28 protein-coding genes are annotated in these 24,796 nt (G+C 71.7%); 11 read left to right on the top strand and 17 right to left on the bottom strand.

Going from position 1 to position 24,796, the window contains the following annotated elements; all coding sequences use genetic code 11:
• Nucleotides 1-122: 122 nt before the first annotated feature.
• Entirely contained in the window at nt 123-1,487 is a 1,365-nt protein-coding gene (locus ABIC29_RS02910) for an FAD-binding oxidoreductase (RefSeq protein WP_158551745.1), read from the top strand.
• 38 nt (nt 1,488-1,525) lie between these two features.
• Nucleotides 1,526-2,638: a DNA glycosylase AlkZ-like family protein gene (locus ABIC29_RS02905; RefSeq protein ID WP_354242565.1), complete on the top strand. Its 1,113-nt coding sequence runs from the start codon at nt 1,526-1,528 to the stop codon at nt 2,636-2,638.
• 70 nt (nt 2,639-2,708) lie between these two features.
• On the opposite strand, the gene ABIC29_RS02900 is transcribed toward ABIC29_RS02905, so the two are convergent.
• From ABIC29_RS02900 to ABIC29_RS02880, 5 genes are all read right to left on the bottom strand, one after another.
• Nucleotides 2,709-3,506, bottom strand: a complete 798-nt coding sequence (locus ABIC29_RS02900) for an alpha/beta fold hydrolase (protein ID WP_354242562.1) — start codon at nt 3,504-3,506, stop codon at nt 2,709-2,711.
• A 164-nt stretch (nt 3,507-3,670) separates the two neighbouring features.
• On the bottom strand, nt 3,671-3,994 hold the full coding sequence (locus ABIC29_RS02895) for an L-rhamnose mutarotase (RefSeq protein ID WP_354242559.1): 324 nt from the start codon (nt 3,992-3,994) through the stop codon (nt 3,671-3,673).
• Nucleotides 3,991-4,758 carry an SDR family NAD(P)-dependent oxidoreductase gene (locus ABIC29_RS02890; RefSeq protein WP_116080764.1) on the bottom strand — a complete coding sequence of 256 codons (768 nt, stop codon included), beginning with the start codon at nt 4,756-4,758 and terminating at the stop codon, nt 3,991-3,993. The genes ABIC29_RS02895 and ABIC29_RS02890 overlap by 4 nt, the downstream gene beginning before the upstream one ends.
• Entirely contained in the window at nt 4,755-5,609 is an 855-nt protein-coding gene (locus tag ABIC29_RS02885; protein WP_354242556.1) for a fumarylacetoacetate hydrolase family protein, read from the bottom strand. The genes ABIC29_RS02890 and ABIC29_RS02885 overlap by 4 nt, the downstream gene beginning before the upstream one ends.
• Nucleotides 5,602-6,468 (bottom strand): amidohydrolase family protein, encoded by an 867-nt coding sequence (locus ABIC29_RS02880; protein ID WP_354242553.1) that lies wholly within the window; start codon nt 6,466-6,468, stop codon nt 5,602-5,604. The genes ABIC29_RS02885 and ABIC29_RS02880 overlap by 8 nt, the downstream gene beginning before the upstream one ends.
• A gap of 65 nt (nt 6,469-6,533) precedes the next feature.
• Here ABIC29_RS02880 and ABIC29_RS02875 point away from each other — a divergent pair, with 65 nt between their 5' ends.
• Nucleotides 6,534-7,346 (top strand): FadR/GntR family transcriptional regulator, encoded by an 813-nt coding sequence (locus ABIC29_RS02875; protein ID WP_116080761.1) that lies wholly within the window; start codon nt 6,534-6,536, stop codon nt 7,344-7,346.
• Nucleotides 7,347-7,350: 4 nt separating this feature from the next.
• On the opposite strand, the gene ABIC29_RS02870 is transcribed toward ABIC29_RS02875, so the two are convergent.
• The 4 genes from ABIC29_RS02870 to ABIC29_RS02855 all read right to left on the bottom strand — a co-directional run bounded on the left by ABIC29_RS02870 (nt 7,351) and on the right by ABIC29_RS02855 (nt 11,004).
• Nucleotides 7,351-8,331 (bottom strand): aldo/keto reductase, encoded by a 981-nt coding sequence (locus ABIC29_RS02870; protein ID WP_354242550.1) that lies wholly within the window; start codon nt 8,329-8,331, stop codon nt 7,351-7,353.
• A gap of 131 nt (nt 8,332-8,462) precedes the next feature.
• Nucleotides 8,463-9,671 (bottom strand): fumarylacetoacetate hydrolase family protein, encoded by a 1,209-nt coding sequence (locus tag ABIC29_RS02865; protein WP_354242547.1) that lies wholly within the window; start codon nt 9,669-9,671, stop codon nt 8,463-8,465.
• Between the two features lie 26 nt (nt 9,672-9,697).
• Entirely contained in the window at nt 9,698-9,916 is a 219-nt protein-coding gene (locus ABIC29_RS02860; protein WP_116080758.1) for a hypothetical protein, read from the bottom strand.
• A 98-nt stretch (nt 9,917-10,014) separates the two neighbouring features.
• On the bottom strand, nt 10,015-11,004 hold the full coding sequence (locus ABIC29_RS02855) for an ArsR/SmtB family transcription factor (protein WP_116080757.1): 990 nt from the start codon (nt 11,002-11,004) through the stop codon (nt 10,015-10,017).
• 76 nt (nt 11,005-11,080) lie between these two features.
• Here ABIC29_RS02855 and ABIC29_RS02850 point away from each other — a divergent pair, with 76 nt between their 5' ends.
• Together ABIC29_RS02850 and ABIC29_RS02845 are read left to right on the top strand one after the other, a co-directional pair.
• Nucleotides 11,081-11,482 carry a cupin domain-containing protein gene (locus ABIC29_RS02850; protein WP_116080756.1) on the top strand — a complete coding sequence of 134 codons (402 nt, stop codon included), beginning with the start codon at nt 11,081-11,083 and terminating at the stop codon, nt 11,480-11,482.
• Between the two features lie 37 nt (nt 11,483-11,519).
• Nucleotides 11,520-11,810: a DUF4287 domain-containing protein gene (locus ABIC29_RS02845; protein WP_116080755.1), complete on the top strand. Its 291-nt coding sequence runs from the start codon at nt 11,520-11,522 to the stop codon at nt 11,808-11,810.
• Here the strand turns inward: ABIC29_RS02845 and ABIC29_RS02840 are convergent.
• The 6 genes from ABIC29_RS02840 to ABIC29_RS02815 form a co-directional block, all read right to left on the bottom strand.
• Nucleotides 11,807-12,349 (bottom strand): GNAT family N-acetyltransferase, encoded by a 543-nt coding sequence (locus ABIC29_RS02840; protein WP_116080754.1) that lies wholly within the window; start codon nt 12,347-12,349, stop codon nt 11,807-11,809. The genes ABIC29_RS02845 and ABIC29_RS02840 overlap by 4 nt on opposite strands.
• 110 nt (nt 12,350-12,459) lie before the next feature.
• Nucleotides 12,460-13,062 carry a hypothetical protein gene (locus ABIC29_RS02835; RefSeq protein ID WP_354242541.1) on the bottom strand — a complete coding sequence of 201 codons (603 nt, stop codon included), beginning with the start codon at nt 13,060-13,062 and terminating at the stop codon, nt 12,460-12,462.
• Nucleotides 13,059-13,667: a signal peptidase I gene (locus tag ABIC29_RS02830; RefSeq protein WP_354242538.1), complete on the bottom strand. Its 609-nt coding sequence runs from the start codon at nt 13,665-13,667 to the stop codon at nt 13,059-13,061. The genes ABIC29_RS02835 and ABIC29_RS02830 overlap by 4 nt, the downstream gene beginning before the upstream one ends.
• A gap of 29 nt (nt 13,668-13,696) precedes the next feature.
• Nucleotides 13,697-14,266 (bottom strand): hypothetical protein, encoded by a 570-nt coding sequence (locus tag ABIC29_RS02825; RefSeq protein WP_354242535.1) that lies wholly within the window; start codon nt 14,264-14,266, stop codon nt 13,697-13,699.
• A gap of 31 nt (nt 14,267-14,297) precedes the next feature.
• On the bottom strand, nt 14,298-15,200 hold the full coding sequence (locus ABIC29_RS02820; RefSeq protein WP_354242532.1) for a hypothetical protein: 903 nt from the start codon (nt 15,198-15,200) through the stop codon (nt 14,298-14,300).
• A gap of 89 nt (nt 15,201-15,289) precedes the next feature.
• On the bottom strand, nt 15,290-15,904 hold the full coding sequence (locus ABIC29_RS02815) for a hypothetical protein (RefSeq protein WP_116080749.1): 615 nt from the start codon (nt 15,902-15,904) through the stop codon (nt 15,290-15,292).
• A 109-nt stretch (nt 15,905-16,013) separates the two neighbouring features.
• Between ABIC29_RS02815 and ABIC29_RS02810 the strand changes: the two genes are divergently transcribed.
• Nucleotides 16,014-16,589, top strand: a complete 576-nt coding sequence (locus ABIC29_RS02810; RefSeq protein WP_354242529.1) for a GNAT family N-acetyltransferase — start codon at nt 16,014-16,016, stop codon at nt 16,587-16,589.
• Here ABIC29_RS02810 and ABIC29_RS02805 read toward each other — a convergent pair.
• Nucleotides 16,564-17,082: a GNAT family N-acetyltransferase gene (locus tag ABIC29_RS02805; RefSeq protein ID WP_354242526.1), complete on the bottom strand. Its 519-nt coding sequence runs from the start codon at nt 17,080-17,082 to the stop codon at nt 16,564-16,566. The genes ABIC29_RS02810 and ABIC29_RS02805 overlap by 26 nt on opposite strands.
• Before the next feature lie 61 nt (nt 17,083-17,143).
• On the opposite strand from ABIC29_RS02805, the gene ABIC29_RS02800 reads away from it, so the two are divergent.
• From ABIC29_RS02800 to ectB, 5 genes are all read left to right on the top strand, one after another.
• Entirely contained in the window at nt 17,144-18,121 is a 978-nt protein-coding gene (locus ABIC29_RS02800) for a prenyltransferase/squalene oxidase repeat-containing protein (protein WP_354242524.1), read from the top strand.
• 6 nt (nt 18,122-18,127) lie between these two features.
• A complete protein-coding gene (locus ABIC29_RS02795; protein ID WP_354242521.1) occupies nt 18,128-18,940 on the top strand; it encodes an SGNH/GDSL hydrolase family protein in 813 nt (270 codons plus the stop codon).
• Between the two features lie 99 nt (nt 18,941-19,039).
• Nucleotides 19,040-20,344 (top strand): SufS family cysteine desulfurase, encoded by a 1,305-nt coding sequence (locus ABIC29_RS02790; protein ID WP_354242519.1) that lies wholly within the window; start codon nt 19,040-19,042, stop codon nt 20,342-20,344.
• A complete protein-coding gene (gene sufU, locus ABIC29_RS02785; RefSeq protein ID WP_354242516.1) occupies nt 20,341-20,844 on the top strand; it encodes a Fe-S cluster assembly sulfur transfer protein SufU in 504 nt (167 codons plus the stop codon). Before ABIC29_RS02790 ends, sufU begins: the two co-directional genes overlap by 4 nt.
• A 45-nt stretch (nt 20,845-20,889) precedes the next feature.
• Nucleotides 20,890-22,167 (top strand): diaminobutyrate--2-oxoglutarate transaminase, encoded by a 1,278-nt coding sequence (gene ectB / locus ABIC29_RS02780; protein ID WP_354242514.1) that lies wholly within the window; start codon nt 20,890-20,892, stop codon nt 22,165-22,167.
• A 99-nt stretch (nt 22,168-22,266) separates the two neighbouring features.
• On the opposite strand, the gene ABIC29_RS02775 is transcribed toward ectB, so the two are convergent.
• The gene (locus tag ABIC29_RS02775; RefSeq protein ID WP_354242511.1) at nt 22,267-24,750 is read right to left on the bottom strand and encodes a M1 family aminopeptidase; all 2,484 of its coding nucleotides are present in this window, start codon (nt 24,748-24,750) and stop codon (nt 22,267-22,269) included.
• Nucleotides 24,751-24,796: the final 46 nt, after the last annotated feature.

Raw genomic sequence — 24,796 nt, 5'->3', positions numbered from 1 at the left:
GGGCGCCCGCCCCGCGGCATCCGTGCCGAGCGCCGCTCGCGACCCATGCACGGGCGAGGTGGGCCCGTGACGATGTCGGATGCCGGGAGTAACGTGTGCGGCGGATGAGAGGGGCTCCACCGATGACCGACGCCCGCGCGACCGCGCTCGAAGACCTCCGATCGAACCTCGCCGGCACGCTCGTGCTGCCCGGCGAGGCCGACTACGACGCGGCCAGATCGCCGTGGAACCTCAGCGTCGACCAGCGGCCGGCGGCCGTCGCGACGCCGGCGCATGTCGCCGACGTGCAGGCGGTCCTCGCCGCCGCTCGCGCCGGCGGACTCGGCGTCACGACGCAGCCCAACGGGCACGGGGCCGCCGACGACCTCGAGGGCGTCATCCTGATCCGCCCGTCGGCGTTCGACGAGATCACGGTCGACGTCGAGGGCCGCACGCTGCGCGTCGGCGCCGGGGTCAACTGGGGCGCGGCGCTGCAGGCGCTCGACGGCACCGGCCTCATCGGCCTCGCCGGGTCGAACCCCGAGGTCAACGTCGTCGGGCTCGCGATCAACGGCGGCCACTCGATGTTCAGCCGCCGCCACGGCCTCACCGCACGGTCGATCGTCGCGGTCGAGCTCGTCGACGCGTCGGGCGCGGTGCGCCGGGTCTCCGACGAAGACGACGCCGAGCTGATCTGGGCGCTGCGCGGCGGTGGCGGGCACTTCGGCGTCGTCACGGCGATCGAGCTCGCCCTCTTCGACGGTGACACCCTGTTCGGCGGCGGCCTGGTGTTCCCGGTCGAGGCCGCGGTTCCGGTGCTCGCCGCGGCGTTCGCGCTGGCCCGCGACGTGCCGGAGCTGGGCCTCGACATCGGCATGATGCGGTTCCCCGACCTGCCCGTGATGCCCCCGCACCTGCGCGGCCGCGTGGTCGCCTCGATCGGGCTCGTGCACGTCGGCGACGAGGCGACCGGGCGCGGGTACGCCGCACGGCTGCTCGGGGTCGCCGAGCCGATCGCGAACTCGCTCACGACCTTCACGATCGGCCGGCTCGCCGCCGTGGCCGCCGAACCGGTCGACCCGATGCCCACGGCCGACTTCGGCGCGACCATCGGCAGCGACGACGACGACTTCGCCGCCGAGCTGGTCGAGGCGTTCCTCGCGGGTGCCGAGCTCGGACTCATGCGATGCGGGCTGCGCGCCATGGGCGGGGCGACCGCCGAGGAGCTCGGCGCCGACCTCTCCGCCGTCGGTGCGATCAGGGCGCCGTTGCTGCTCAGCGCCGGCGTGCTGCTGCTCGACCCGTCGATCGACCCGGTCGCGGCACTGCGGCCGCTGCACGACCTCGCCGAGCGGCACGGCGTCCTCGGCGGCGTCCCGTCGATGCTCGGCGCCGGCACGCTCGCCGACGTCTACGAGCCGGCCGTGCTCGACCGGCTCGCCGCGGTGAAGCAGCGGGTCGACCCGGCGGGGCTCATCCGCAGCAACCGGGCGATCCGCCCGAGTTGACGGCACGAGCCGACCGCCGACGTTCCGGTGGGCTGACCGTGCACCGGCTCGACGCCACGACCGCTCGCCGGGTCGCCGTGCGCGCCCAACTGCTCGATGCCGAACGCCCCACCGACCTGCTCGAAGTGGTCCGGCGCCTGACCCTGCTGCAGGTCGACCCCACCGCCGCCATCGCACCGAACGCCGACCTCGTCGCCTTCAGCCGCCTCGGCGCGTCGTACCGCCCGGCCGACCTGGTGCGAGCGCTCGAGCACGACCGCGCGCTGTTCGAGCTCGACGCCCTGGTCCGGCCGATCGGCGATCTACCGCTCTTCCGAGCCGAGATGGCGGAGTGGCCGACATGGGACCGCGCACAGGTCTGGCTCGAGCAGAACGCCGCGTTCCGGCGCGATGTCCTACGCCGGCTCGAGGCCTCGACCGAGCCCCTGGCGTCGCGCGAGATCGACGACACCAGCATCGTGTCGTGGCAGTCCACCGGGTGGACCCACAACCGCAACGTCGGCCGCATGCTCGAGGTCCTCGCGCTCCAGGGCGAGATCGCGATCGCCGGCCGTCGCGGCCGTGAACGGCTCTTCACGATCGCCGACCGCGTCTACCCCGCCGACACCGCCGACACCGCATCGTTCACGCCCGAGCAGGCGGCCGGTGCACGCAACGAGCGCCGCCTCGCCGCGCTCGGCATCGCGCGGGCGAAGTCGACGAAGATGCCGCTCGAACCCGTCGACGTCGGCGCAGCCGGCGAGCCGGCCGTGGTCGAGGGGGTGCCGGGCGAATGGCGCGTCGACCCGGTCGTGCTCGACGAGGTGCGCTCGGGTTTCACCGGGCGAACAGCGCTGCTCTCACCGTTCGACCGCCTGGCCTACGACCGGCTGCGCGCGCAGCAGCTGTTCGACTTCGAGTACACGCTCGAGATGTACAAGCCCGCGGCGAAGCGCCGCTGGGGCTACTTCGCGCTGCCGATCCTGCATGGCGACCGGCTCGTCGGCAAGCTCGACGCCGTGGCCGACCGCAAGCGCGGCGTGCTCGTGATCACCGCGATCCACGAAGACGCGGCCTTCGACCGGTCGACGAGCGCGGCGGTCGATGCCGAGATCGGCAGCCTCGCCGACTGGCTCGGACTCGACGTCGAGCGGCCGGGCCTCGGGCGCTGACGCTCCTGCGAATCAGACCTGCCCGCTGACGCTCCTGCGGATCAGACCTGCCCGCTGACGCTCGCGCCGTTCAGGCCTCGCCGAGGAACGCGATCGCGCCCTGACGGAACTCCCGCGACACGGGCGCGTTGAAGTGGTGCCGCCCCGGCAGCTCGATGAACCGGCTGCCTGGCGTGGCCGCAGCGAGCAGGCGCGAACGCTCGAGGATCGCGTCCTCGCTGCCGGTGGCGAACAGCACGGGCTGCGTCGGCGGATTCGACACGTCGGGGTCGGCGTCGCCGAGGCGCATCCCCTCGGCGAGCGCGATGAGCGCCCCGAGGTCGTTTCCCGGCACGCGCTCCGTGAGCAGGACGTAATTGCGCGTGACCTGGTCTTCGACGGGCGTACCGTGCTCGAGGTAGGCGCGGGCCTGGTCGATCTGCAGGCGTGCGAGCGGCCGCCCGTCGGGGATGCCCCCGAGCACGGCGCGGTCGAGGCGCTCGGGGTGCGCCACGGCGACCTGCCACCCGACGCGCGCGCCGAGCGAGTACCCGACGTAGTGCGCGTTCTCGAGCAGGTAGGTGTCGAGGACCGTCACGATGTCCTCGACGAAGAGGTCCATGACGTAGGCGCGGTCGAGGTACGGCTTGTCGCTCGCCCCGTGGCCGCGCTGGTCGATCGCGAGCACGCGGTATCCGGCCCGCGTGAGGTCTCGCACCCAGCCCGTGTTCACCCAGTTGTCTCGCGCGCTCGACGCGAACCCGTGCACGAGCAGCACCGTCGGCGCCTCGTCGCCGCCCCACGAGTACGTCGCGATGCGGCGCCCGTTGGTGCTCATGACGTACTGCGGGGCTGGCATGCCGATCATGCCGGGGATCTCTGGGGCCATACGGCCATCATGCCGTGCCGGCATGCGTCGGCCGGCCGTTCTCCGGAGTTCTCGTTCGACACGCCGCGCCGCCGCCGATGAATACGGCGCGTCGCCCCAGGACTCCGGAGTTCCGCCGTCGCCGGCGCGCGCGACGTCGACCTGCCCCGCCCCGCGACATCCGCTCAGTCGAGGTGGAAGACCTCGGGGATCTCCATCCACCACTCGCCCTCGGCCCGCTCGGCGAAGGGGCGCTGCAGCGGCTCGCACACCGACCACCAGCGCTGCGTCTCGGGGTCGGCGGCGATCGCGGCCATGTCGGCCTCGAGGTCGTCGCCGACGTACTCCATGTAGGCGAAGAGCACCTCGCCGTGGCGGTAGATCGAGTAGTTGCGGATGTTGCTCGCGGAGAGGCGTTCGAGCACCGCGGGCCAGACCTCGGCGTGCAGGCGCTCGTACTCCTCGCGGTTCTCGGCCGGCATGCCGAGGACCGAGGCGAGGCGCTTCACGAGCGCGCCCCGGCCGGCCTGACGCGCAGGTGCGAGACGCCGCCGTCGACGTCGAGCGCGGTGCCGGTGGTCGAGACCGAGCTCGGGCTCGCGAGGTACGCGATCGCCGCGGCCACCTCCTCGGGTGCCACCATCTTGCCCGTGGCCTGTCGGGCGTCGAGCGCCGCCCGCTCGGCGACGGGGTCGGCGAAGCCCTGCAGCATCCGATCGACGAACGGGGTGTGCACGGTGCCGGGGCAGACGCAGTTGACGCGGATGCCCTCGGCGACGTGGTCGGTGGCCATCGCGTAGGTCAGCGCGAGCACCGCCCCCTTCGAGGCGGAGTAGAGCGCGCGCTGCGGCAGGCCGTTGAGCGCCGCGATCGAGCTGACGTTCACGACGGATGCCGCGTCGGAGCGCCGCAGCCACGGCAGCGCCGCACTGGTCACCCTCGCCATGCCGATGACGTTGACGTCGAGCACGCGCGCCCACTCGGCGTCGTCGTTCTCGGCGACGGTGCCGACGGCGCTGATGCCGGCGTTGTTCACGACGACGTCGATGCCGCCGAGGCGTTCGGCGACCTCGGCGACGGTCGCGTCGATCGAGGCCCGGTCGGTGACATCCGCCGTGAATCCGATGAGCGGCTCGGGGAGGCCGACGAGGGTGCGGTCGAGCACGGCCACGGTGGCGCCGCGTTCGGCGAGCACCTTCGCGGTGGCCAGGCCGATGCCGGAGGCCCCGCCCGTGACGATCGCGACGAGGCCGTCGAACTCGCCGGCGCTCACGCCTGCACCAGGCTCTGGGTCGCGCGGCCGAGGCCGTCGATCTCGAGCTCGACGGTGTCGCCGGCGCGCAGGTACGGGTTGCCCTCGATGCCGAGCGCGACGCCGGCGGGTGTACCGGTGTTGATCAGGTCGCCCGGACGCAGCACCATGAACTGGCTGAGGTACCAGATCACGTGCGCGACGGAGAAGAGCATGTCGGCGCTCGTGCCGTTCTGGCGGATCTCCCCGTTGACCCAGAGCCGCAGGCCGAGCGCCTGGGGGTCGGCGACGTCGGCGGCGGGCACCAGCACGGGGCCGAGCGGGTTGAAGGTCTCGCAGCTCTTGCCCTTGTCCCACTGCCCGCCGCGCTCGAGCTGGAACTCGCGCTCCGACACGTCGTGCGAGACCGCGTAGCCGGCGACATGGGAAAGGGCCTCGTCGGGCGACGCCAGGTAGCGCGCGGTCGTGCCGATCACGACGCCGAGCTCGACCTCCCAGTCGGTCTTCGTCGAGTTGCGCGGGATCAGCACGTCGTCGAACGGACCGACGACGGTCGAGGGGTCCTTCATGAAGATGACCGGCTCGGCGGGCAGCGCGGCGCCGGTCTCCTCAGCGTGGTCGCGGTAGTTGAGCCCGATGCAGACGACCTTGCCGGGTGCCGCGATCGGGGCGCCGACGCGCAGGCCGGTCGCGTCGATCACGGGCAGGGTGTCGAGGGCGGCCGCGACACGGGCGATGCCGTCGGCGGCGAAGAAGGCGCCGTCGAAGTCGGTTGTGACCGAACGGGCGTCGAGCGTGCGTGCGCCGATCCGGACGACGGGCACTTCCCGGCCCGCGTCGCCGAGTCGAGCCAAGGTGAACTGGTCAGTCATCGAGGAGCTCCGATTCTGGGAGGGTGTAGAACCTGCGGGCGGTTCCCGCGAGGATGCCGGCGCGCTCGGCGTCGGTGAGGTCGGCGAGGAGCTCGGAGAGCCCATGCCAGACGTGCGTGTAGCCGCCCGCGATGAGTGAGACGGGCCAGTCTCCGCCGTACATGAGCCGGTCGGGTCCGAAGACCGCGAGGGCGTGGTCGAACACGGGGCGGACCGTCTCGACCGTCCAGTCGGCTGGGTTCCCCGTCGCGGCGTAGAGGCCGGAGACCTTGCCGTGCACCCTGGGATTCTCGGCGACCCTGGCGATGAGCGTGGCCCACGGCTCCCACTCGTCGGTGCCGATCGGCGGCTTGTTCAGGTGGTCGAGCACCATGTCGAGGTCGGGATGCCGCTCCGAGATCGCGAGCACGGCCTCGAGGTGCTCGGGCAGCACGCCGACGACGTCGAACGGCACGCCGGCCGCGGCGAGCAGGCCGAGGCTCTCGTCGACGTCGGGCCGGCGCAGCCAGTGCGGGTCGGGCCGGTCGTGGATCAGGTTGCGCACCCCGCAGAAGCCGGGCCGCAGTCGCAGCTCGGCGAGCCGTTCTGCCGCCCGCGAGGGTTCGTGCAGCGGCACGTACCCGACGACGCCGAGCACGACGGGCTCGCGAGCGGCGACCTCGAACATGTTGTCGGTGTCGTCGTCGTTGTCGGCCGACTGCACGAGCACGCTGCCCGTGACGCCGGCCGCGGCGAATTCGGGCAGCACCTCGGCCATCTCGATGGTGCGGTGCAGCACGCCGGCCTCGGGGGTGAGCCACGAGTACTCGGCTCGTTCGAGATCCCACACGTGCTGATGGGCGTCGATGACCTCGGTCATGCAGCCTCCTCCAAAGATCTGATGAATTCACGGGTGGTGCGCAGGTGGTGATTTAGGCTGTGCCCATGACGAGCGAGAACACCCCCGAGGCCGGCCCGGCGCGATCCCGCGCCCAGGTCGTGATCGACGGCATCCGTCAGATGATCACGAGCGGGGAGCTCGTCGCGGGCTCCCGCCTGCCCGTCGAGCGCGAGCTCGGCACGAGGCTCGGCGTCTCGCGCGGGCCCCTGCGCGAAGGGGTGCGCGCCCTCGTGATCCTCGGCATCCTCGAGACTCGCCAGGGCGACGGCACCTACGTGACCTCGCTCGAGCCCGGCCGGCTCTTCGAGCCGCTCGGCATGCTCGCCGAGCTGCAGAGCCCCGAGAACAACGTGCACCTGCTCGGCGTTCGCCGCGTGCTCGAGCCCGAGGCCGCCGCGCATGCGGCGCTGCGCATCAGCGACGACGACCTCGCCGAGGCCGCACGCATCCTCGACCGCGGCGAGTCGTTGCTCACCGACGAGCGCATCGACCTCGAGGCCACGATCGACGTCGACACCGACTTCCACCGCCTCATCGCGAACGCGAGCGGCAACCCGGCCTTCGCGGCGATCATCGACGCACTCGTGAGCCGCACGGCCAGGGCGCGCCTCTGGCGCGCGATCCACCAGCACGACGCCGTGCACTCGACGCAGCAGGAGCACCGCGCGATCCTCACCGCGCTCGCGGCGCACGACCCCGACCGGGCCCGCATCCGCATGATGGTGCACGTGCTCGGCGTCGAGGAGTACACGGCCGCCCACCTCGACGAATCCGCGCCCGAGATCGTCGACGGCGGCGAACCGGGCATCGCGGGCCGTGGAGTCGCCGGCGGCCTCGGGCAGGCGCAGGAGGCCTGACGCCTCAGGCATCGCGCAGGAGTAGGAGTCCGCGGTCGGCCAGCGTCGACCAGAGCCCGTCGGGCATGTCGACCGCGTACCGCTCGATGGTCTGCTCGACCTGGTCGGCCGTGCGCATGCCGACGACGACGGAGACCACGGTCGGATGCCGCAGCGCGAACGCGAGTGCGGCCTCGGGCAGGGTCACGCCGAAGGCCTCGCACACGTCGGCGACGGCGTCGGCCCTGGCGATGATCTCGGCGGGAGCCTGCGCGTAGTCGTAGCGCGCGTCGGCCGGCGGCCTCGGGCGCGAGAGCAGGCCGGAGTTGTAGACGCCGGCCGCGACGATGCCGACGCCGCGCTCGGCCGCCGCGGGCAGCAGGTCGTCGAGCGCGCCCTGCTCGAGCAGCGTGTAGCGGCCGGCGAGCATGATGAGGTCGATGTCGTGCCGGAGCACGAACTCGGTGGGCATCGCCGACTGGTTCATGCCGGCGCCGACGGCGCGCACGACGCCCTCGTCGCGCAGCTCGATGAGCGCCGGGATCGCCTCGGCGTGGGCCTCGGGGCCGTAGGCGTCTGGGTCGTGCAGGTAGGCGATGTCGATGCGGTCGAGTCCGAGCCGCTCGAGGCTCTCGTCGATCGAGCGACGGATGCCGTCGCGACTGAGGTCGAACCGCCGCCGAAGGTCGGCGGGCACATCGAAGCCCTCGTCGTCGCGCGCACGGCCGTCGTAGGCCTCGTTCGGCACGATGAGGCGGCCGACCTTCGTCGAGAGCACGAACTCGTCTCGGGGGTACGCGGAAAGGGCCGCGCCGAGCCGACGCTCGGAGAGGCCGAGCCCGTAGTGCGGGGCCGTGTCGAAGTACCGGATGCCGCGGTCGTACGCGGAGGCGACGGCGGCGGACGCCTCGTCGTCGGTGGTGGCGCGGACCAGGTTGCCGAGTTGCGCGGCGCCGAAGCCGAGCTCGGTCAGCGACAGACCGGATCGCAGCGTGCGACTCTTCATCGAGTTCCTCCAGGCGTGAGAACGGGGTTCCTAAAGGTTAGATGATTTCGCCTGACCACGCCACGCGTGACGACACAACGCAGCAAACGGGGCGAATTGGTCTCCTCAATCGCCGGATCCTGGCCGTGGATTCAGCGCAGCAGTCCGCGCGCGGCGAGGGAACGGTAGAGGGCGTCGATGCCGAACGTCCACGGCTCGGCGTCGGCGGTCGAGCGCACCCGGTTGACGAGCGCCCCGAGGCGCGGCTCGGCGATGCGCACGAGGTCGCCGTCGTGATGCGTGAAGCCGCGACCGGGCGCGTCCCGATCATCGACGGGAGCGAACATCGTGCCGAGGTAGAGCACGAATCCGTCGGGGTAGCGGTGGTGCTCCCCGACGACCTGGTCGACGAGGTCCGCGGGTTCGCGGCTGATTCGAGCGAGCTCGCTCATGCCATCGAGGTGGTAGCCGTCTGCTCCGTCGATCGTGAGCGACACGACCGCCAGCCGCAGGTCGTCGAGCCCGAAACCGCCGTCGAACAGTCGAATGAATGGCCCGACCGAGGCCGAAGCGTTGTTGTCCTTCGCCTTGCCGAGCAGCAGCGCGCTGCGGCCCTCGACGTCTCGGAGGTTCACGTCGTTGCCGAGGCTCGCGCCGACGATGCGGCCCTCGGAGGTGACGACCAGCACGACCTCGGGTTCCGGATTGTTCCACTGCGACGCGGGGTGCACGCCGACGTCGACGTTCGTGCCCACCGTCGCGAGGACGGGGGCCTTGGTGAACACCTCGGCATCGGGCCCGATGCCGACCTCGAGGTACTGGCTCCACCATCCGCGTTCGAGGAGGAGCGCCTTGAGCGCCGCCGCCTCGTCGGATCCGGGCTTCAGGTCGTCGAGGCTCCCGCCGAGTGCGGCCAGGATCTCACGGCGGATCTCGGTCGCGGCGTCCTGGTCGCCTCGCGCCCGCTCCTCGATGACGCGCTCCAGCATCGAGACGGGGAACGTCACGCCCGCGGCCTTGACCACGTGCAGGTCGATCGGCGAGAGCAGCCACGGCTTCGTGTCATCCCTCGTCTCGGGCGGCGTGTTCGCCACGACCTCGCCGAAACTGCCGATGCGCTCCCCCATGCTCGCCTCGAGCGCGGCATCCAGTGCCGTGGCGGGGTCGGCGGCCTCGGTCAGCGCGCGCATCGTCGGAAAGGCGCGCGACACGTCGTGGAGTTCGTCGCCGCGCACCGCGACGACTGCTGGCCCGGCTGCCGCCGCTGCGCTCGCAACACCAGAGGGCAGCCACGCACGACCGACCAGGGTCGCTCGGGCGGCATCGATGGGCAGCAGGTCTCGTGCGTCGGGCCAGGTCATGCCGCCCATCGTGGCACCTCGCTCCCTCAGTCGACGAGCGCCCCCGCGGGGAGGTTCGACACGACCCCGGTGAGAGGCGGCGCGATCGGATGCCGCGAACGCGAGGTACTCCGCGACCTCGTCGAGGTCGGGTGCAGGGAGCCGGTGACCGGGTGCAGGGAGCCGGTGACCGGGTGCAGGTAGGCCTCGAGCGACGTGTCGGCGATCGCGAGCCCCTGCACGTGGTGCAATCCCAAGGCGTTCACACGCGCGCCGTCGCCGAACCGATCGATCCCCCTCCGCCGTGGATCACGGCGACTGCCTTCCCCTCGAGCAGCATCAGGCTGCTCGACACCGGCTCCCGCTACAGGGCCGCCCCGACCACCGCCTCCCCGAGCGGCGTGCGCAGGTGCAGCATCCGCGCGCCGTCGCGTCGGCTCGCGATGAGGCCGCTCTCGCGGAGCACGCCGAGGTGGTGCGACGCCGTCGAGATCGCGAGCCCCGCGTCGGATGCCACCTGCGACGTCGTGCGCTCGGCATGCGCGGCGAGCAGGATGCCGGCGCGCGCAGGCCCCAGCAACGCGCCGAGCGCCTCGGCAGCCGAACCGGGGTCGCGCGCCCACGTCTCGGTCACGCCCTGCGCGGGGTAGAAGATCGTGGGCTGGGCAGGCGGCTCGGTGAGCACCGAGCAGCCGTGCGCCGTCATCACCGACGGTACGAGCACGAGCCCGCTGCCGCGGCAGTCGAGGGCCTCGCGGTGCAGGCGCAGCTCGACGCGCACGACGTCGTCGCTCCAGCTCACGGTGCGGTGCAGCGAGCCGACCATGCCGGCGAGACCCTCGGTCGTGATGCGCCGGGCCCGCACCGCGATGTCGGCGCGCAGGATACGTTCGAGCTGCACCCAGACGGGCGCGAGCACGGCCTCCCACATCGCCTCGAACGCATCGGCGAGCATCGCCCGGGCGCGCAGCGGATCATCGAGCATCTGCTGGATCGCTCGCTGCCTGGCGCCCGTCGAGCGCAGCACCATCTTGGCCAGGTCGACCCGCATGAGGTCGGGCGAGACCTGTCGCAGCCGCTCGAACTCGTCGTCGGGCTGCATGTTCCACGTCGGCGTCGCCGTGAAGAAGTCGGGGAAGTACCCCTCGGCCCCGATGACGGTGGCGAGCAGTTCGAACGGCTGCCGCGGCATCCGGGATCGCACGCCGCGGAGCCACCCCCACTGCAGCGGATGCTCCTCGGGTCGCTGCAGCACGCGCATCGCGTTGCAGAGCTCGTGGCCCGGCGAGACGCCGAACCGGATCGCCGAGATGTCGCCCGGCACGAGACGGAAGTCGACGAAGTTTCGATCCACATCGAAACACTAACGCGAGCGGATGCCGCGGGAGGAGCCTGTTCCCATCACCCGCCGTCACCGCCAGGAGGCATCCATGATCACGTCATCGACGCCGGCCGAGCTCACGCTCGCGCCGACGACGGACTCGTCCGCCGCGCCGGAGCTCGTGCACGCGAGCGACCTGCTCATCAGCTCGACGAGCCGCACCCGCCGGTTCGTCGGCGCCGAGCACGGATCGGGCGTCTCGTACTTCCTCGTCGACTACGAGACCGGGCAGGGCACCGACCTGCACTGGCATCCGTATCCCGAGACCTGGGTCGTGCTCGAGGGCGAGGCGACGCTCACCATCGGCGACCGGCAGGTCACGGCCGCGGTCGGCGACACGGCGACCGTGCCGACCGGCGTGTGGCACCGGTTCACCAACGCCGGTCCCGAGCGACTCAAGGTCTTGTGCATCCACGCGTCGCCCGTCATCATCCAGACGTGGGCAGACTGAGCACCGCTCACCCACCGCTCGAACCAGAAGGAAGAACATGACGTTCCAGGCATATCTCGACAACATCGAGGCGAAGACCGGCATCACGCCGCGCCAGTTCATCGAGCTCGCGCATGAGCAGGGCTTCGACGAGACCACCAAGTCGGCGCCCATCGTCGCCTGGCTGAAGGCCGACTACGGCCTCGGGCAGGGGCACGCGATGGCGCTCGTGCACGTCATCACGAAGGGCCCGCAGATCAGCGACAAGCACGTGGGCACCGGCACCGCGCACAGCGATCCCAGCAACACGCTCTGGCTCGACGGGGCTGCGACGAACCCGGACCGCTAGGGCGTCGGGGCCGGCTTCCAGTCCTCGGCGAGGAGTCCGAGCTGCACCTCGTCGAGGAACTCGCCCATGACCCAGGCCGACGAACGCAGCACGCCCTCGCGGACGAAGCCGTTGCGCTCGGCCGCGCGCAGCATCGCGTCGTTGTCGCTCAGGGTCTCGACCTGCAGCCGGTGCAGCCCGCGCACGACGAACCCGTAGTGGCAGAGCACCGCCACGACGTCGGTACCGAAGCCACGCCCGCGTGCCGCCGGAAGCAGCGACATCCCGAGGTGCGCGGACCGGTTGTGGGTGTCGATGTCCCAGAACGTGGCCGCGCCGATGAGCGCGCCGCTGCCGAGCTCGACCACCGAGAAGGCGACGTTCACCTGATCGGTCTCGTCCACGACGAGCCGCGGTTCGTTCGAGCCGGGGGTGATCGGCCGCCACGCCCGGCCATCGGCGCGCGAGAAGTTGACCACGTCGTCGTAGAGCTCGGTCCGCAGGATCGGGATGTCCTCGTCGTACCGGGCCCTGAGCCCCACCGTGCTGCCGCGTAGCATGCGTCATTCCTATCCGATCGGGCCGTTGAGCGACAGGGCTCGCGGCCGGTCGAGCCGATGCCGCGGCGTCCGCGAGGGCTTCCGGATGACGGAGGCGGGTGTGGATCGTCCTAGTGGCCCTCGCGGCCTTCGTCGCCTGGGGCGAGCCTGCCCCGCCGACCGGCGCGGAGCGCGAGGGCGCCGAGGGCGAGCAGCGCGGCCGCCCACGCGGTCGGCACCCAGCCGTCCACGCCGGTTCCGCCGAGCGCGCCCGCACCCGACGCCGCATCCGGCGCGGGGTCCTGCCCGGTGAAGGTCAGGCGTCCGACCGCGGAACCCGTCGGCGTGGCGCCGGCGCCGGCGCCGGTCATCGTCGCGGTCACCGTGACCGTCAGCTCGCCGGCGACGAGTACGCCTCCGCCGGCATCGGGGTCGACGCACGTGCCCGACGCGTCGCACACCTCGGTGTCGAGGTCGAGCACCGTGAAGATGCCGGACCGCTCCAGCCACTCGAGGGCGATGAGATCGGCGGACCTCGGCAGGGTGAAGGTGTCCGACTGCGTCTGCGGTTCGCCGGGCTGGAGGTCCTGGAAGTGCAGCACGAAGACGAGTGGCGGCGGCGAGTCCGCGGCAGCAGCGGGAGCGGGCACGGCGGCTCCGGCGATGCCGAGTCCCAGCAGCGCAGCGAGGAGCATGCGCAGCGGCGACGACCTGGTCGCGCGGGGCGTCGTCATGTCCGCACCTCCTCGCTCCGATGCGCCTCGTCGCCGGGCGGCGGCACCTCGGGCATCGTCTCCGGCCCGGACAGGGCGGGGGCCGGCGGCATTTCGGGCGATGTCTCCGGCCGGCGCGGGCCGCCGGGCAGGGCGGTGAACAGCATGAGGGCTCCGACGGTCACCAGCAGGGGGATCGCCACCGATGGCCTGGCGATCCGGTCCACGACGACTCCGACGCCCGGCAGGGTCAGCGTCGGATGCCACACGGAGGCATCGGCGGCCACGAGGTACGGCAGCGGATCGACGGCCTCGTTCGCGTCGCCCTGCATCGTGAAGGCGTAGCCGTCTGCGTTCGGCACCACCTCGAGCACGCGGTGGGTCACGAGCGTGCCGGTCTGCGGGTTCGGCAGGCTCACCACCTCGCCCACCCCGACGCCACGGGCCGCGACCGGCACCGCGACGAGCAGGTCCCCCACGCGGATGCCGGGTTCCATGGAGCCCGAGACCACGATCAGCGGTTGCACGAGCCCGGCGTTCGTCGCGAGCCACAGGCCGCCGGCGAGCACGCCGATCGCGGCGAGCACCCAACTCAGGATGCCGCCGATCCGACGGACGATTCGCATCGTCCTACCGTGCGCCTGCGAGCGTTCGCTCAGTCCGAGGTGCCGGTCACGACGAACGAGATGTGGGCGGCCAGGCTGAACGCCTCATCGGTCCAGTCGTCCGGCGTGGTGACCGTCATCGTTCCGGCGACGTAGCCGCCGGCCGCGATGGTCGTGGCGTCGAGCGCGACCGCGATGTCGGCGGGCGTCAGGAATCCGCCGTCGAACAGGGTTCCGGCGACGGTGACGCCGCCCGCCGCCGGCGGGGTGAGCGTGCCGCTCAGCGAACCGGCGTTGTACAGACAGAACGGGACGACGACCACGTCCTCCGGCGACAGGGCGCCGAGTTCGGCCGTCGTGATGTCGATCTCGGCCACATCGCCCGGCAGCCCCTCATCCCCATAGGTGAGCGTGGCATCGCACGCGGCCCCCTCCGGGTTCGCGGCGCCCTGCAGGTCGAAGCTCGAGGCCGTGGCATCCGCTCCGAAGAAGACGTCGTCGGTCCAGGCCGCCGTCGTGATCGCGGCCCCGATGCCGAGGATCGCGATGCCGGCGAGCGCGACCTTCAAGACGCGCGTTCGTCGGCCCGTCCCCGTGCCCGTGCTGGTGTTCGTGTTCATGTGCTCTTCCCCTTCTTGTCGTCGCCCCGGATCAGGCGCGGACTCCCCATTGGCTTCCGGTCACCTCGAGGGTGATCGTCGCGTGCTCGTTGATGAACGTGACGTACTCGTTGTACGGCGTGACCGTCACGTTGTAGCCGACGCCGGTGGCGCCAGAGGCGAACGGGCCGTACCAGACCTTCGTCGGCAGCCACGCGTCGTACTGCGCCTGCGTGATCTCGCCGTTCAGGAGGGCCTCGTCGAGCAGGTCCTCGAGGTTGAACGTCGCGGTGTAGCCGATGAAATACCACGTGTAGCCCTTGACGACGAGCGTGATCTTCGCCTGTCCGCCCGAGTCGGCGACCGCGACACTCGTGATCTCGTAGGTGGTGCCGGGGCCAGGCGGCAGATACGCCGGGGAGCCAGTCTCCGCGCAGAAGGACACGCCGTAGGACTGGATCAACGACGCGTACTCGCCCCCGTCGCCGTCGGGCCGCATGTACGCGAGGCCGGAGGTCGCGTAGTCCGCCGCCGGCGTGACGCTGAAGTTGTCATCGTAGAAGATGCTGTTGAGCATCGACTGCGTGAACGGCGGCCTCCAGTCCCACGGCGGCTCCGCGAGATGCAACTCGAGCTCCCAGGCGGAGAGCTCCGCCGTCTCGGTGTTGACGACGAGGTCGACGCAGAAGTCCTTCGGCCCGGGGTACGGGAATCTCCCGCCGGTGGCGGTGTCCCTGCTCGTCCACGCCCAGTTCTCGGGATTCGCTTCGTCCTCCAGCACCGTGTTGGCCCCGTCGGTGATCGGCGCCACCACGGTCGGGTCGGGGGCCGGGTCGCCGGCCAGGACTGGCACGAGGGTGCGTCCGCGGTCTTCCCAATCAGCGCTCGTCGACGGGGCGGTCGCGGCGACCACGACGATCGCGAGGGCGCCCAGCAGCCCTGCCGTCGCACGCATCGCACTCGCGAGAATGCGGCGAATGCCGCCGTCGGCACGCGGGCTCGGGCTCGGGCCCCGTGGCGCCCGTGACACGCGCGGCCGGCGGCTCACGACGCCTCCCGGCAGAAGATCCGGATGGTGATCTGGTCGGTGGGATTGGCCAGGGGATCGTCGTCGACCCATGCGGTCTTCGACGTGAACTGGATGACGCCGGTGACCGACGGCGCTCCACCCTCCTCGACCGGTCGACAGGAGTCCGCGGGGATGACCGTGCCGAGGTCGATCGCCTCGACGAGCACGGAGGTTGCATCGACCAGCACGCCCTGCGTGGTGATCTCGGCGTCGACGATCTCGGCGTCGACCGGTCCGGTGTTGCAGATCTGGATGGGGCGCGCGTAGTTCGAGTTCGGCTGCACGCCTTCGACCGGCAGCGTGATCAGCTCATTGCCCGCGACATCGGAATCGGGGTCGCCGGGGAGCCCGATGTCGCCCCACACGCCCCACTCGGGTTCCGCCGTCTCGAGCCTGATCGTGAGGGCCGTGCGCGCCTGCACGTCGAACCCGTCAGAGACCCCCGCGTCGGCGCCGAAGCCCACGACATCCGTCCACGCGGCCGCGGTGGCCGCAGTGCCGGCGACGGCGAGCAGCACCGCCCCGATCGCGAGGGGCGCCGCGAGCCGACCCGTCCCCGCGCGGCGCGTGCGCCCGTTGCCCCGATGCATCGCACCTCCCCGCCCCCGGGATATCGGAGTCAGTCTGTCACACACCCCCTCGCGGTCTCCATCCTTCGTCGCTCTACCGGATGTCGGTCGGCGGTGGCATCGTGGCCCCATGGGGATCGAGGTGCGACCGGCATCCGTGTTCGACGACGTCGCCACGATGGTGGGGCCCAAGCGGCCCGATGCCAACGTGTGCTTCTGCCTGAGCTATCGGGTGCCCTCCAAAGAGAATCTCGCGCTCTCCGGCACGGCCCGCGGCGAGCGCGTGCGCGAGCTCTGTGCAGAAGATCCCCCGCCGGGCGTGCTCGCCTACGACGGCGACGAGGTCGTCGGGTGGGCGGCCGTGCATCCGCGGGCCGACACGAGCTTCGCCCGCAACCGCAGGATCCCGCACGTCGACGACCTCGACGTCTGGTCGGTGTGGTGCATCCGCGTGCGCCCCGGCCACCGCGGCGAGGGCATCTCGCATCGCCTGCTCGAGGGCGCCGTCGAGTTCGCCCGCGAGCGCGGCGCCCCGGCGATCGAGGGCTACCCGGTCGACAACGAGGGCGAGAAGGTCGACCTGACCATGGCGTACGTCGGCACGCGCAGGCTCTTCCAGAAGGCGGGGTTCCGTAAGGCGGCCGACACCACGTCGGTGCTCAACGGGTTCCCCCGGGTGCTCATGCGCCTGGCACTCGATACTTGAATCCCACGTGCGAGGCGGCGAAGCCGAGCCGCTCGTAGAAGCGGTGCGCGCCGGTGCGCGCGGCATCCGAGGTCAGCTGCACGAGGCTCGACCCGAGTGCGGGCGCCGCGACCTCGATCACCCAGCGCATCATCGCTCCCCCGATGCCCGCCGAGCGCAGGTCGCTGCGCACCCGCACCGCCTCGACGAGCAGCCGCGTCGAGCCGCGCCGCGCCATGCCCGGAATGCGCGTGAGCTGCATCGTGCCGACGATCCGGTCTGCGTCGTCGACCGCCACGAGCAGCTCGTTGGCGGGGTCGTCGACGATCTCGGCGAGTGCGCGGGCGTACGCCGGGGCGTCCTCGCCAGACGCCACGTCGCCGCGCGACGCGCTGATCGGATCGTCCGAGAGCAGGGTCATGAGCCCGTCGAGATCGGCGGCGGTCGCACGCCGGAGGCGCACGGTCCCGGCGCGCGTGTCGAGGACGACGGGCAGGTCGAGCGAATGCAGCATGATCCGAGTCTGCCGCCGCAAGCCCTTGGCAGCGGCATCCGCACCCGACAGCATGGAACGCATGGAACGCGTCGATGTCATCGAATGGCTGCTCGAGTCCGATCCCTCCGTGCGCTGGCAGGTCATGCGCGACCTGACGGGCGAGTCAGACGACGTCGTCGCGGCCGAGCGCTCCCGCGTCGCCGTCGAGGGGCACGGCGCCAGGCTGCTCGACCTGCAGACGGCCGACGGGTACTGGGGCGGCGAGGAGTACGGCCAGAACGGCGATCGCCGCAGCGTGATGTGGACCCTCCAGGCGCTCCGCTTCTTCGGGGTCGATCCGGATGCCGCGGCCGTGCGCACCGCGATCGACCGCGTTCGAGAGGGCGTCGAGTTCCGCGACTTCGACGAGCGGCTGTCGTTCTTCGACGGCGAGGTCGAGGCGTGCGTGAACGGCGGCGTGCTCGCGGCATCCGCGACCTTCGGGGTGCTCGGCGATGGCGCCGACCGCATGATCGGGCTGCTGCTCGACGGGCAGCTCGACGACGGCGGGTGGAACTGCGAACCGCCCGAGGAGTCGAGCCGCTCCTCGTTCGACTCGACGCTCTGCGTGCTCGAGGGACTGCTGGCCTACGAGCAGGCCGTCGGCGAAGCGACCGATTCCACGGTGATCGAGGCCCGCCACCGCGGCGAGGAGTACCTGCTCGAACGCAACCTCTACCGGCGCAAGTCGACCGGCGGCATCGTGCGCGAGCGGTACGAGAACTTCATCTTCCCGCCGTACTGGGTGTACGACGTGCTGCGTTCGCTCGACCACTTCCGGGCCGCGAGCCTCGCCGCCGGCTCGGAGCCCGACCCGCGCATCGGGCCCGCCGTCGACCTGCTGCTCGAGCACCGCCGCGCCGACGGCCGGTGGGCCGCCGGCGACCCGTGGAACGGCGCGGTGTTCTTCGCGATCGACGCCCCGGCCGGCGATCCGAGCCCGTGGAACACGCTGCGGGCGCTGCGCGTGCTCGACTGGGCGCGGCCCGACGCGGTCGGCCTGCCGTCGGCCGAGTAGGCGCGCGTGGGACAGGCGCACGGGTCGACGCGTCGCGGCCGATCGGTCGCCGCCGGCCTCCTGATCGCCGTCGTCGCTGCCGTCGCCCTCTGGTGGAGGTGGCTCGCGCGGCGCCAGCACCACTGGAGGATCGCACTGGCCGAGGCGATCCCGGTGAACTCGGCGTACTGGCGCGAGCAGCGCGCCGGCCCAGGCGAGCTGCTCTACGTCGCCATCGGCGACTCGGCGGCCCAGGGCATCGGGGCGAGCCGGCCCGGCCACAGCTACGTGGGATTCGTCGCGCGGGCGATGGCCGCGGCATCCGCTCGGCGTGTCAGGACCGTGAACCTCGGCATCTCGGGGGCGACGCTGGGCATCGCCCTCGACTCCGAGCTGCCGGTGCTCGCCCGGCTCGCGCCCGATGTGCTCACCGTCTGCATCGGCGCCAACGACATCGCGGACTTCGACCCCGTGCGGTTCGACCGCGAGGTGCGCGAGCTGTTCGCGGCGCTGCCCGACCACGCGATCGTGGCCGACCTGCCGAGCTTCTACTTCCCGCCAGCGCAGGCGAGGGTGCGCGCCGCGAACCGCCTGCTGCGAGCGGCGGCCGCCGAACGTGGGCTCACCGTCGTCCCGCTCTTCGCCCGCACGAACCGCCAGGGCATGTGGGGCGTCACGACGCAGTTCGCGGGCGACCTGTTCCACCCGAACGACCGCGGGTACCGCATCTGGGCCGATGCGTTCCGCCCGGCCGTCGAGGCCCGCCTGGCGCAGCTGCGACCGCCGGTCGAGGAGCGCAGCGCATCGGGACCCGCGCGAGGTGGACGCGATCGCGGGTGACGATCTGGCCCGCGACGGCCGCCTCCCAGCGGAAGTGCGTCAGACTGGAGGGGTGCCGCCGCGCGCGAACCGTCGCGTGCGCCGGGCGCAGGAGAACACGTGAACCCCGACCCCCAGACGCAGACCCGGCAGCCGCAGCCGCTCGACCTCGCGAGCATCCGGAGCGACTTCCCGTACCTCGCACAGGAGCTCAACGGCTTCCCGCTCGCGTACCTCGACTCGGGCGCGACGGCCCAACGCCCCGTGCAGGTGCTCGACGCCGAACGCGCGTTCCTCGCGCATGCGAACGCGGCCGTGCACCGCGGCGCCTCCACACTCGTGGGCACCTCGACGACGGCCTTCGAGGGCGCGCGCGCCACGGTCGCCGCGTTCGTCGGCGCCGGCGAGCGCGAGATCGTCTGGGCCGAGAACGCGACCGACGCGATCAACATCGTCGCGCTCGGCATGGCGGATGCCGCGGCCGGCCTCGGCGGCCCGGAGGCCGACGTGTTCCGGCTCGGCGTGGGCGACGAGATCGTGGTGACCGAGGCCGAGCACCACGCCGACCTCATCCCGTGGCAGCGCCTCGCCGCGAAGACGGGGGCGACCCTGCGGTTCGTCGCGGTGCACGACGACGGCACGTGGAACGCCGACGACGCGGCGTCCGTCATCGGCCCGAAGACGAGGCTCGTGGCGTTCGCGCACGTCTCGAACGTGACGGGCCACATCGCGCCGGTGACCGACGTGGTCGAACTCGCCCACCGCCACGGCGCGCTCGTGCTGCTCGACGCGTGCCAGTCGGTGCCGCACCGCCCCACGGACTTCGCCGCGCTCGGCGTGGACTTCGCCGCCTTCTCGGCGCACAAGATGCTCGGCCCGAACGGCATCGGCGTGCTCTACGGCCGCGAGCACCTGCTCGACGCGCTGCCGCCGGCCCGCACGGGCGGCTCGACGATCACGACCGTGACCATGGAGTCCGCCCAGTTCCTGCCGTCGCCGCAACGGTTCGAGGCCGGCACCCAGCCCGTGTCGCAGGCGGTCGCCCTCGCCGAGGCCGTGCGCTACCTCGAGCGGCTCGACATGCGCCGCGTGCACGAGCACGAGGTCGAACTCGCAGCGCTGCTCGTCGACGAGGTCTCGCGCATTCCCGGCATCCGCCTGGTCGGCAGCGGGGCCGGCGTCGAGCGCGGCGCCCTCGCGAGCGTCGACGTGCCCGGCGTGCACGCGCACGACGTGGGCCAGTTCCTCGACTCGCGGGGCATCGCCGTGCGCGTCGGGCACCACTGCGCGCAACCGCTGCACCGCCGGCTCGGGCTGCGGGCCACGACCCGCGCGAGCGCGTACGTCTACACGACCGCCGACGAGGTGCGCCGCTTCACGGCCGCCCTCGCCGAGGTGCGCGCGTTCTTCGGAGCCGACGCATGAGCGACCTGTCCGGGCTCTACCAGGAGCTGATCCTCGACCACTCCAAGCGTCGCGTCGGCGACGGCGCACTCGCCGACCCGCAGGCCTCGCATCACGAACTGAACCCCACGTGCGGCGACGAGATCACGCTCGGCATCCGCCTCGACGCATCCGGCACCACGGTCGAGGCCCTCGGCTGGGAGGGCGACGGATGCAGCATCTCGATGGCGTCGGCCTCGGCCCTCACCGAGCTCGTGGTCGGCTCCGACACGTCGCACGTGCGCGAGCTCATCGACGGGTTCCGCGCCATGCTGCGCTCGCAGGGCGCCGGCGAACCCGATGAAGACCTGCTCGGCGACGCGATCGCGTTCCACGGCGTCTCGAAGTACGTCATGCGCGTGAAGTGCGCGATGCTCTCGTGGGTCGCGCTCGAGGCGTGCCTCGTCGAGGCGGGCGCGGGCGCGACGACCGCTGCGCGGGCGACGGATGCCTCGGCGTCGACGCCCAGCCAAGAGGCTTAGGCTTCTCTCACCGCCGACGCCGAACAGAAAGAGGTCCTGCCTGCCATGAGCGACGCACTCGAAGTCTTCGACCGCCGTGAATCCGAGGTGCGCGGCTACGTGCGCGCCTTCCCGGTCGTGTTCGATCGCGCCGTCGGCTCGACCCTGGTGGGCGAAGACGGCCGCGAGTACCTCGACTTCTTCGCCGGCGCCGGCGTGCTCAACTACGGGCACAACAACCCGCTCTTCACGCGTGCTCTCGTCGAGTACCTCGAGCGCGACGGCATCATCCACGGGCTCGACATGGCCACCTCGGCCAAGAAGGCGTTCATCGAGGCGTTCGAGCGCCTCGTGCTCGAACCGCGCGGGCTCGACCACAAGCTGCAGTTCACCGGCCCGACCGGGGCGAACGCCGTCGAGGCCGCCCTCAAGGTCGCGCGCCAGGCGACCGGCCGCACCAACGTCGTGGCGTTCACGAACGCGTTCCACGGTCTCAGCATCGGCGCCCTCGCCGCCACCGGCAACAGCCACTACCGCGGTGCCGCGGGCATCACGCTCGACAACATCACCCGCCTTCCGTACGACGGCTACCTCGGGGCCGACGTCGACACCCTCGACCTGCTCGAGAAGATGCTCGACGACCCGGGCTCGGGCGTCGACCTGCCCGCCGCCGTCATCGTCGAGGCCGTGCAGGGCGAGGGCGGCATCAACGTCGCGAGCGCCGCCTGGCTGCAGCGGCTTCGTGCGATCACGGCCGAGCGCGGCATCCTCCTGATCCTCGACGAGATCCAGGCGGGCGTCGGCCGCACCGGTGCGTTCTTCGCCTTCGAGGAGTCGGGCATCGTCCCCGACATCGTGACCGTGTCGAAGTCGATCTCGGGCTCGGGCCTGCCGATGTCGCTCGTGCTGCTGCGCCCAGAGGTCGACGTCTGGAAGCCCGGCGCCCACACCGGCACCTTCCGGGGCAACAACCTCGCGTTCGTCTCCGCGCGCGCGGCCCTCGAGAACTACTGGGCCGACACCGCGTTCGTCGACGGCGTCGCGACGACGTCGGCGCTGCTGCGCACCGAGCTCGAGCAGATCGCCGCCGAGAACCCCGAGCTCGGCTTCGTGGTGCGCGGTCGCGGACTCATGTACGGCCTCGCGTGCGACGCCGACCGCGGGCTCGCGGCCCGCATCTCGAAGCAGGCGTTCACGCGCGGTCTCGTGATCGAGACCTCAGGCGCCCACGACGAGGTGCTGAAGTTCCTGCCCGCGCTCACGATCACCGAAGACGAGCTGATGCGCGGCCTCGCGATCGTTCGCGAGAGCCTCGCCGCCGCACTCGCGTCGCCGGTCGAGTAGGCGCGCCGGCGCCGTCTCGAGTCCAGCGCGCCACGTCAGACGCGATGAGGCCCCTCCTGCTGGAGGGGCCTCATCGTTTCCACCGTGCGGTGCGCCGCGCTAGTTCAGCGTGAACACCACGGTCTGCGCGTTGCCGGCGACGTCGTGGACCACCATCGTGTTCTGCCCCTTCACCGCGCCGAAGACACCGGGCTTGAGGAAGTTCACGTCGGACCACTGGTTGTCGGACAGGTCCTTGACCACCCCGTTGATCACGACCCGATCGACCTTGCCGGCGTCGAAGAGCTTGTAGCTCACGAGGTCGTACGACCCGCCCGTCGCCACGGTGAACGAGGCGCCGTCCTTGACCGTGACCGTCGGCTTCGTCGCGTCGATCGTGAACGCGAACGTCGAGGTTGCCGAGATGTTGCCGATGAGGTCCTGCGAGTTGTACTTCACCGTGTAGTCGCCGTCGGGCAGCTGCACGGTCGCCGTGTGGGTGCCGCTCTTCGCCCCGCCTTCGACGGCCGTCTGCGTGCTCTTCACGAGCGTCGTGCCCTTGTAGACGTTGGCGACGATGCGCCGCAAGCCGGCGTTGTCGGTCGCGTCGACCCGCACCGCGAGCGATGGGAACGGCCCCGCCGTCGTCGGAGTGACGAGCTTCGCGGTCGGGCGCTCGGCGTCGCGGGCGACGTCGAGCGTCGCGGTGCAGTCCGTGCACGTGCCGCCGAGGGTCGCGACCCTCGCCGTCGCCGTGAGCGGGCCCCCCGCCGCGGCCGCCGAGACGGTCGCGCCGAACGAGACCGTCGCCGCCGGTGCGCCGACCGCCGTGGCGGGCACCGCCCAGGTCAGGGTCGAACCGTCGAGCGTGACGCCGGCCGGCAGCGAGGCCGGATCGATCGTCGCCTGGCCGAGCACGCCCGTGAGGTCGACCGTCACGACCGAGGTCGCGAGCGGCACCCGGCCGGTGTTCGTCGCGCTCAGCGTGTAGGTGACCACGTCACCGGCGCGGACCGTGCCCGTCGCCGGGGCGCCGGCGAGCGACACCGTGAGCTTCTCAGGCCAGGCCGGCTTGCCCGTCTCGAGGATCCAGTCGGTGTAGAAGGCGGTCAGGTCGCGTCCGGAGAGCTCCTCGGCGAGCGCCTTCAGGTCGGCGCCCGTGCGGCTCTGGCCCGAGTAGCGGACCTGCCACTGCTCGATGAGCTGGAAGAACGCCTCGTCGCCGATCGCCACTCGCAGTGCGGCCCAGAACTGCGCGCCGCGCGTGTAGGTCTGGTATCCGTAGAGGTTGCCCGAGTCGGTCTGGGCGCCGGGCGCGGTCGACCAGTTGGCGCTCGTCGGCGCGGAGTTGTTCCACGAGTTGAAGTACGTGGTCTCGGTCGGCGTCGCGCCGGTGCCGACGCCCTCGGTCGTGTTGTAGAACGCCGGCCCCCACGTGGCCATGCCCTCGCCGATCCAGATGTCGGTCCAGGTCACCGGCGACACGTTGTCGCCGTACCACTGGTGCACGAGCTCGTGGATGAGCGTGTTGCCGCCGACCGAGCCGGCGGAGGGGAAGAACGAGCGGTCCTGCGTCTCGAGGGCGTAGTTGATGCCGCTCGGCACGGTGTCGATGATCATGCCGGTGCTCTTGCCCGGGTACGGCCCGTAGAACGTCTCGAGGTTGCGGATGATCGTGCCGAGCTGCGCCTCGCGCGTGCGGATGGTGTTCTTGTTCGCCGCCGAGAGCGCCGAGTCCATGAACGACCACGACGGGATCGTGCTGCCGTCGCTGAGCTGGACCTGCGACTCGATCACGTCGTAGCGGCCGATCGAGACCACCGCGAGCTCCGACGCCATCTGCTTCGTCTGCTCCCACACCCAGGTCGTGCGCGTGCCGTCGGGCGACGCGGTCTTCGACACGAGCTCGCCGTTGCTCACCGCAGCCGCCGTGCCGGGGGCGGTGCCGGCGACGGTGTTCAGGGTCGTCGGGATGTCGAGGGTGAACGTGTAGGTGGCCTTGTCGGCCGGCGTGTTGTTGTGGGGGTAGCCCGCCATCGAGCCGATCGGCTGGCCGAGCATGGTCGCGCCGTCGGCGGTGCGGTTCCAGCCCTCGGAGGAGCCGTCGAGGTCGGTGTGCGAGCTGGGAGCCCCGTGGTAGGCCACGCTCACCGTGAAGTCGCCGCTCACGGGGGTCGTCGGCGTGACGATGAGCTTGTACTCGATCGCGGCGGGGTCGACCTCGCGCGTCCAGGCGGCCGGGACGCCGTCGACGACGACGGAGTCCACCTCGAGACCCTCGAAGTCGAGCGAGAAGCTCTTGAGCGGCTGCGACGCGGTGGCCGTCATCGTGCTGGTGGCCTGGATCGTGCCGGCGATCGTCGAACCGGACTGCGTGGCGTTCGGGGTCCACGCGATCGACACGTCGTAGTCGAGTGCGTCGTAGCCGCCGTTGCCGACGTTCGGGAACATCGGGTCGCCCGAGGTGCGCGCACCGTCGATCGGCTCGTCGGCGGATGCGGCCGCGGCCGGGGCCGTCGTGAGGAGGGCTGCCGCGAGCAGGCCGGGCAGGGCGAGCGCGACGAGCCGTCGTCGTCGGGTGTCGGGAAGGGGTCGGGATGTCATCAGCTCTCCTTCATCGCAGAGGCCACGTCGTGGGCCGTCCGGTGCG

The organism is Agromyces sp. PvR057 (assembly GCF_040547485.1).
Lineage (GTDB): Bacteria > Actinomycetota > Actinomycetes > Actinomycetales > Microbacteriaceae > Agromyces.
This window is presented reverse-complemented; position numbering and strand designations above follow the sequence as displayed.

What these genes read in the sequence shown, in the direction of transcription:
- ABIC29_RS02910 (WP_158551745.1), top strand. Translation starts at nt 123, where the DNA reads ATGACCGACGCCCGCGCGACCGCGCTCGAAGACCTCCGATCGAACCTC.
- ABIC29_RS02900 (WP_354242562.1), bottom strand. Translation starts at nt 3,506, where the DNA reads ATGGCCCCAGAGATCCCCGGCATGATCGGCATGCCAGCCCCGCAGTAC.
- ABIC29_RS02885 (WP_354242556.1), bottom strand. Translation starts at nt 5,609, where the DNA reads ATGACTGACCAGTTCACCTTGGCTCGACTCGGCGACGCGGGCCGGGAA.
- ABIC29_RS02880 (WP_354242553.1), bottom strand. Translation starts at nt 6,468, where the DNA reads ATGACCGAGGTCATCGACGCCCATCAGCACGTGTGGGATCTCGAACGA.
- ABIC29_RS02875 (WP_116080761.1), top strand. Translation starts at nt 6,534, where the DNA reads ATGACGAGCGAGAACACCCCCGAGGCCGGCCCGGCGCGATCCCGCGCC.
- ABIC29_RS02870 (WP_354242550.1), bottom strand. Translation starts at nt 8,331, where the DNA reads ATGAAGAGTCGCACGCTGCGATCCGGTCTGTCGCTGACCGAGCTCGGC.
- ABIC29_RS02865 (WP_354242547.1), bottom strand. Translation starts at nt 9,671, where the DNA reads ATGACCTGGCCCGACGCACGAGACCTGCTGCCCATCGATGCCGCCCGA.
- ABIC29_RS02850 (WP_116080756.1), top strand. Translation starts at nt 11,081, where the DNA reads ATGATCACGTCATCGACGCCGGCCGAGCTCACGCTCGCGCCGACGACG.
- ABIC29_RS02845 (WP_116080755.1), top strand. Translation starts at nt 11,520, where the DNA reads ATGACGTTCCAGGCATATCTCGACAACATCGAGGCGAAGACCGGCATC.
- ABIC29_RS02840 (WP_116080754.1), bottom strand. Translation starts at nt 12,349, where the DNA reads ATGCTACGCGGCAGCACGGTGGGGCTCAGGGCCCGGTACGACGAGGAC.
- ABIC29_RS02835 (WP_354242541.1), bottom strand. Translation starts at nt 13,062, where the DNA reads ATGACGACGCCCCGCGCGACCAGGTCGTCGCCGCTGCGCATGCTCCTC.
- ABIC29_RS02830 (WP_354242538.1), bottom strand. Translation starts at nt 13,667, where the DNA reads ATGCGAATCGTCCGTCGGATCGGCGGCATCCTGAGTTGGGTGCTCGCC.
- ABIC29_RS02825 (WP_354242535.1), bottom strand. Translation starts at nt 14,266, where the DNA reads ATGAACACGAACACCAGCACGGGCACGGGGACGGGCCGACGAACGCGC.
- ABIC29_RS02820 (WP_354242532.1), bottom strand. Translation starts at nt 15,200, where the DNA reads ATGCGTGCGACGGCAGGGCTGCTGGGCGCCCTCGCGATCGTCGTGGTC.
- ABIC29_RS02815 (WP_116080749.1), bottom strand. Translation starts at nt 15,904, where the DNA reads ATGCATCGGGGCAACGGGCGCACGCGCCGCGCGGGGACGGGTCGGCTC.
- ABIC29_RS02810 (WP_354242529.1), top strand. Translation starts at nt 16,014, where the DNA reads ATGGGGATCGAGGTGCGACCGGCATCCGTGTTCGACGACGTCGCCACG.
- ABIC29_RS02805 (WP_354242526.1), bottom strand. Translation starts at nt 17,082, where the DNA reads ATGCTGCATTCGCTCGACCTGCCCGTCGTCCTCGACACGCGCGCCGGG.
- ABIC29_RS02800 (WP_354242524.1), top strand. Translation starts at nt 17,144, where the DNA reads ATGGAACGCGTCGATGTCATCGAATGGCTGCTCGAGTCCGATCCCTCC.
- sufU (WP_354242516.1), top strand. Translation starts at nt 20,341, where the DNA reads ATGAGCGACCTGTCCGGGCTCTACCAGGAGCTGATCCTCGACCACTCC.
- ectB (WP_354242514.1), top strand. Translation starts at nt 20,890, where the DNA reads ATGAGCGACGCACTCGAAGTCTTCGACCGCCGTGAATCCGAGGTGCGC.
- ABIC29_RS02775 (WP_354242511.1), bottom strand. Translation starts at nt 24,750, where the DNA reads ATGACATCCCGACCCCTTCCCGACACCCGACGACGACGGCTCGTCGCG.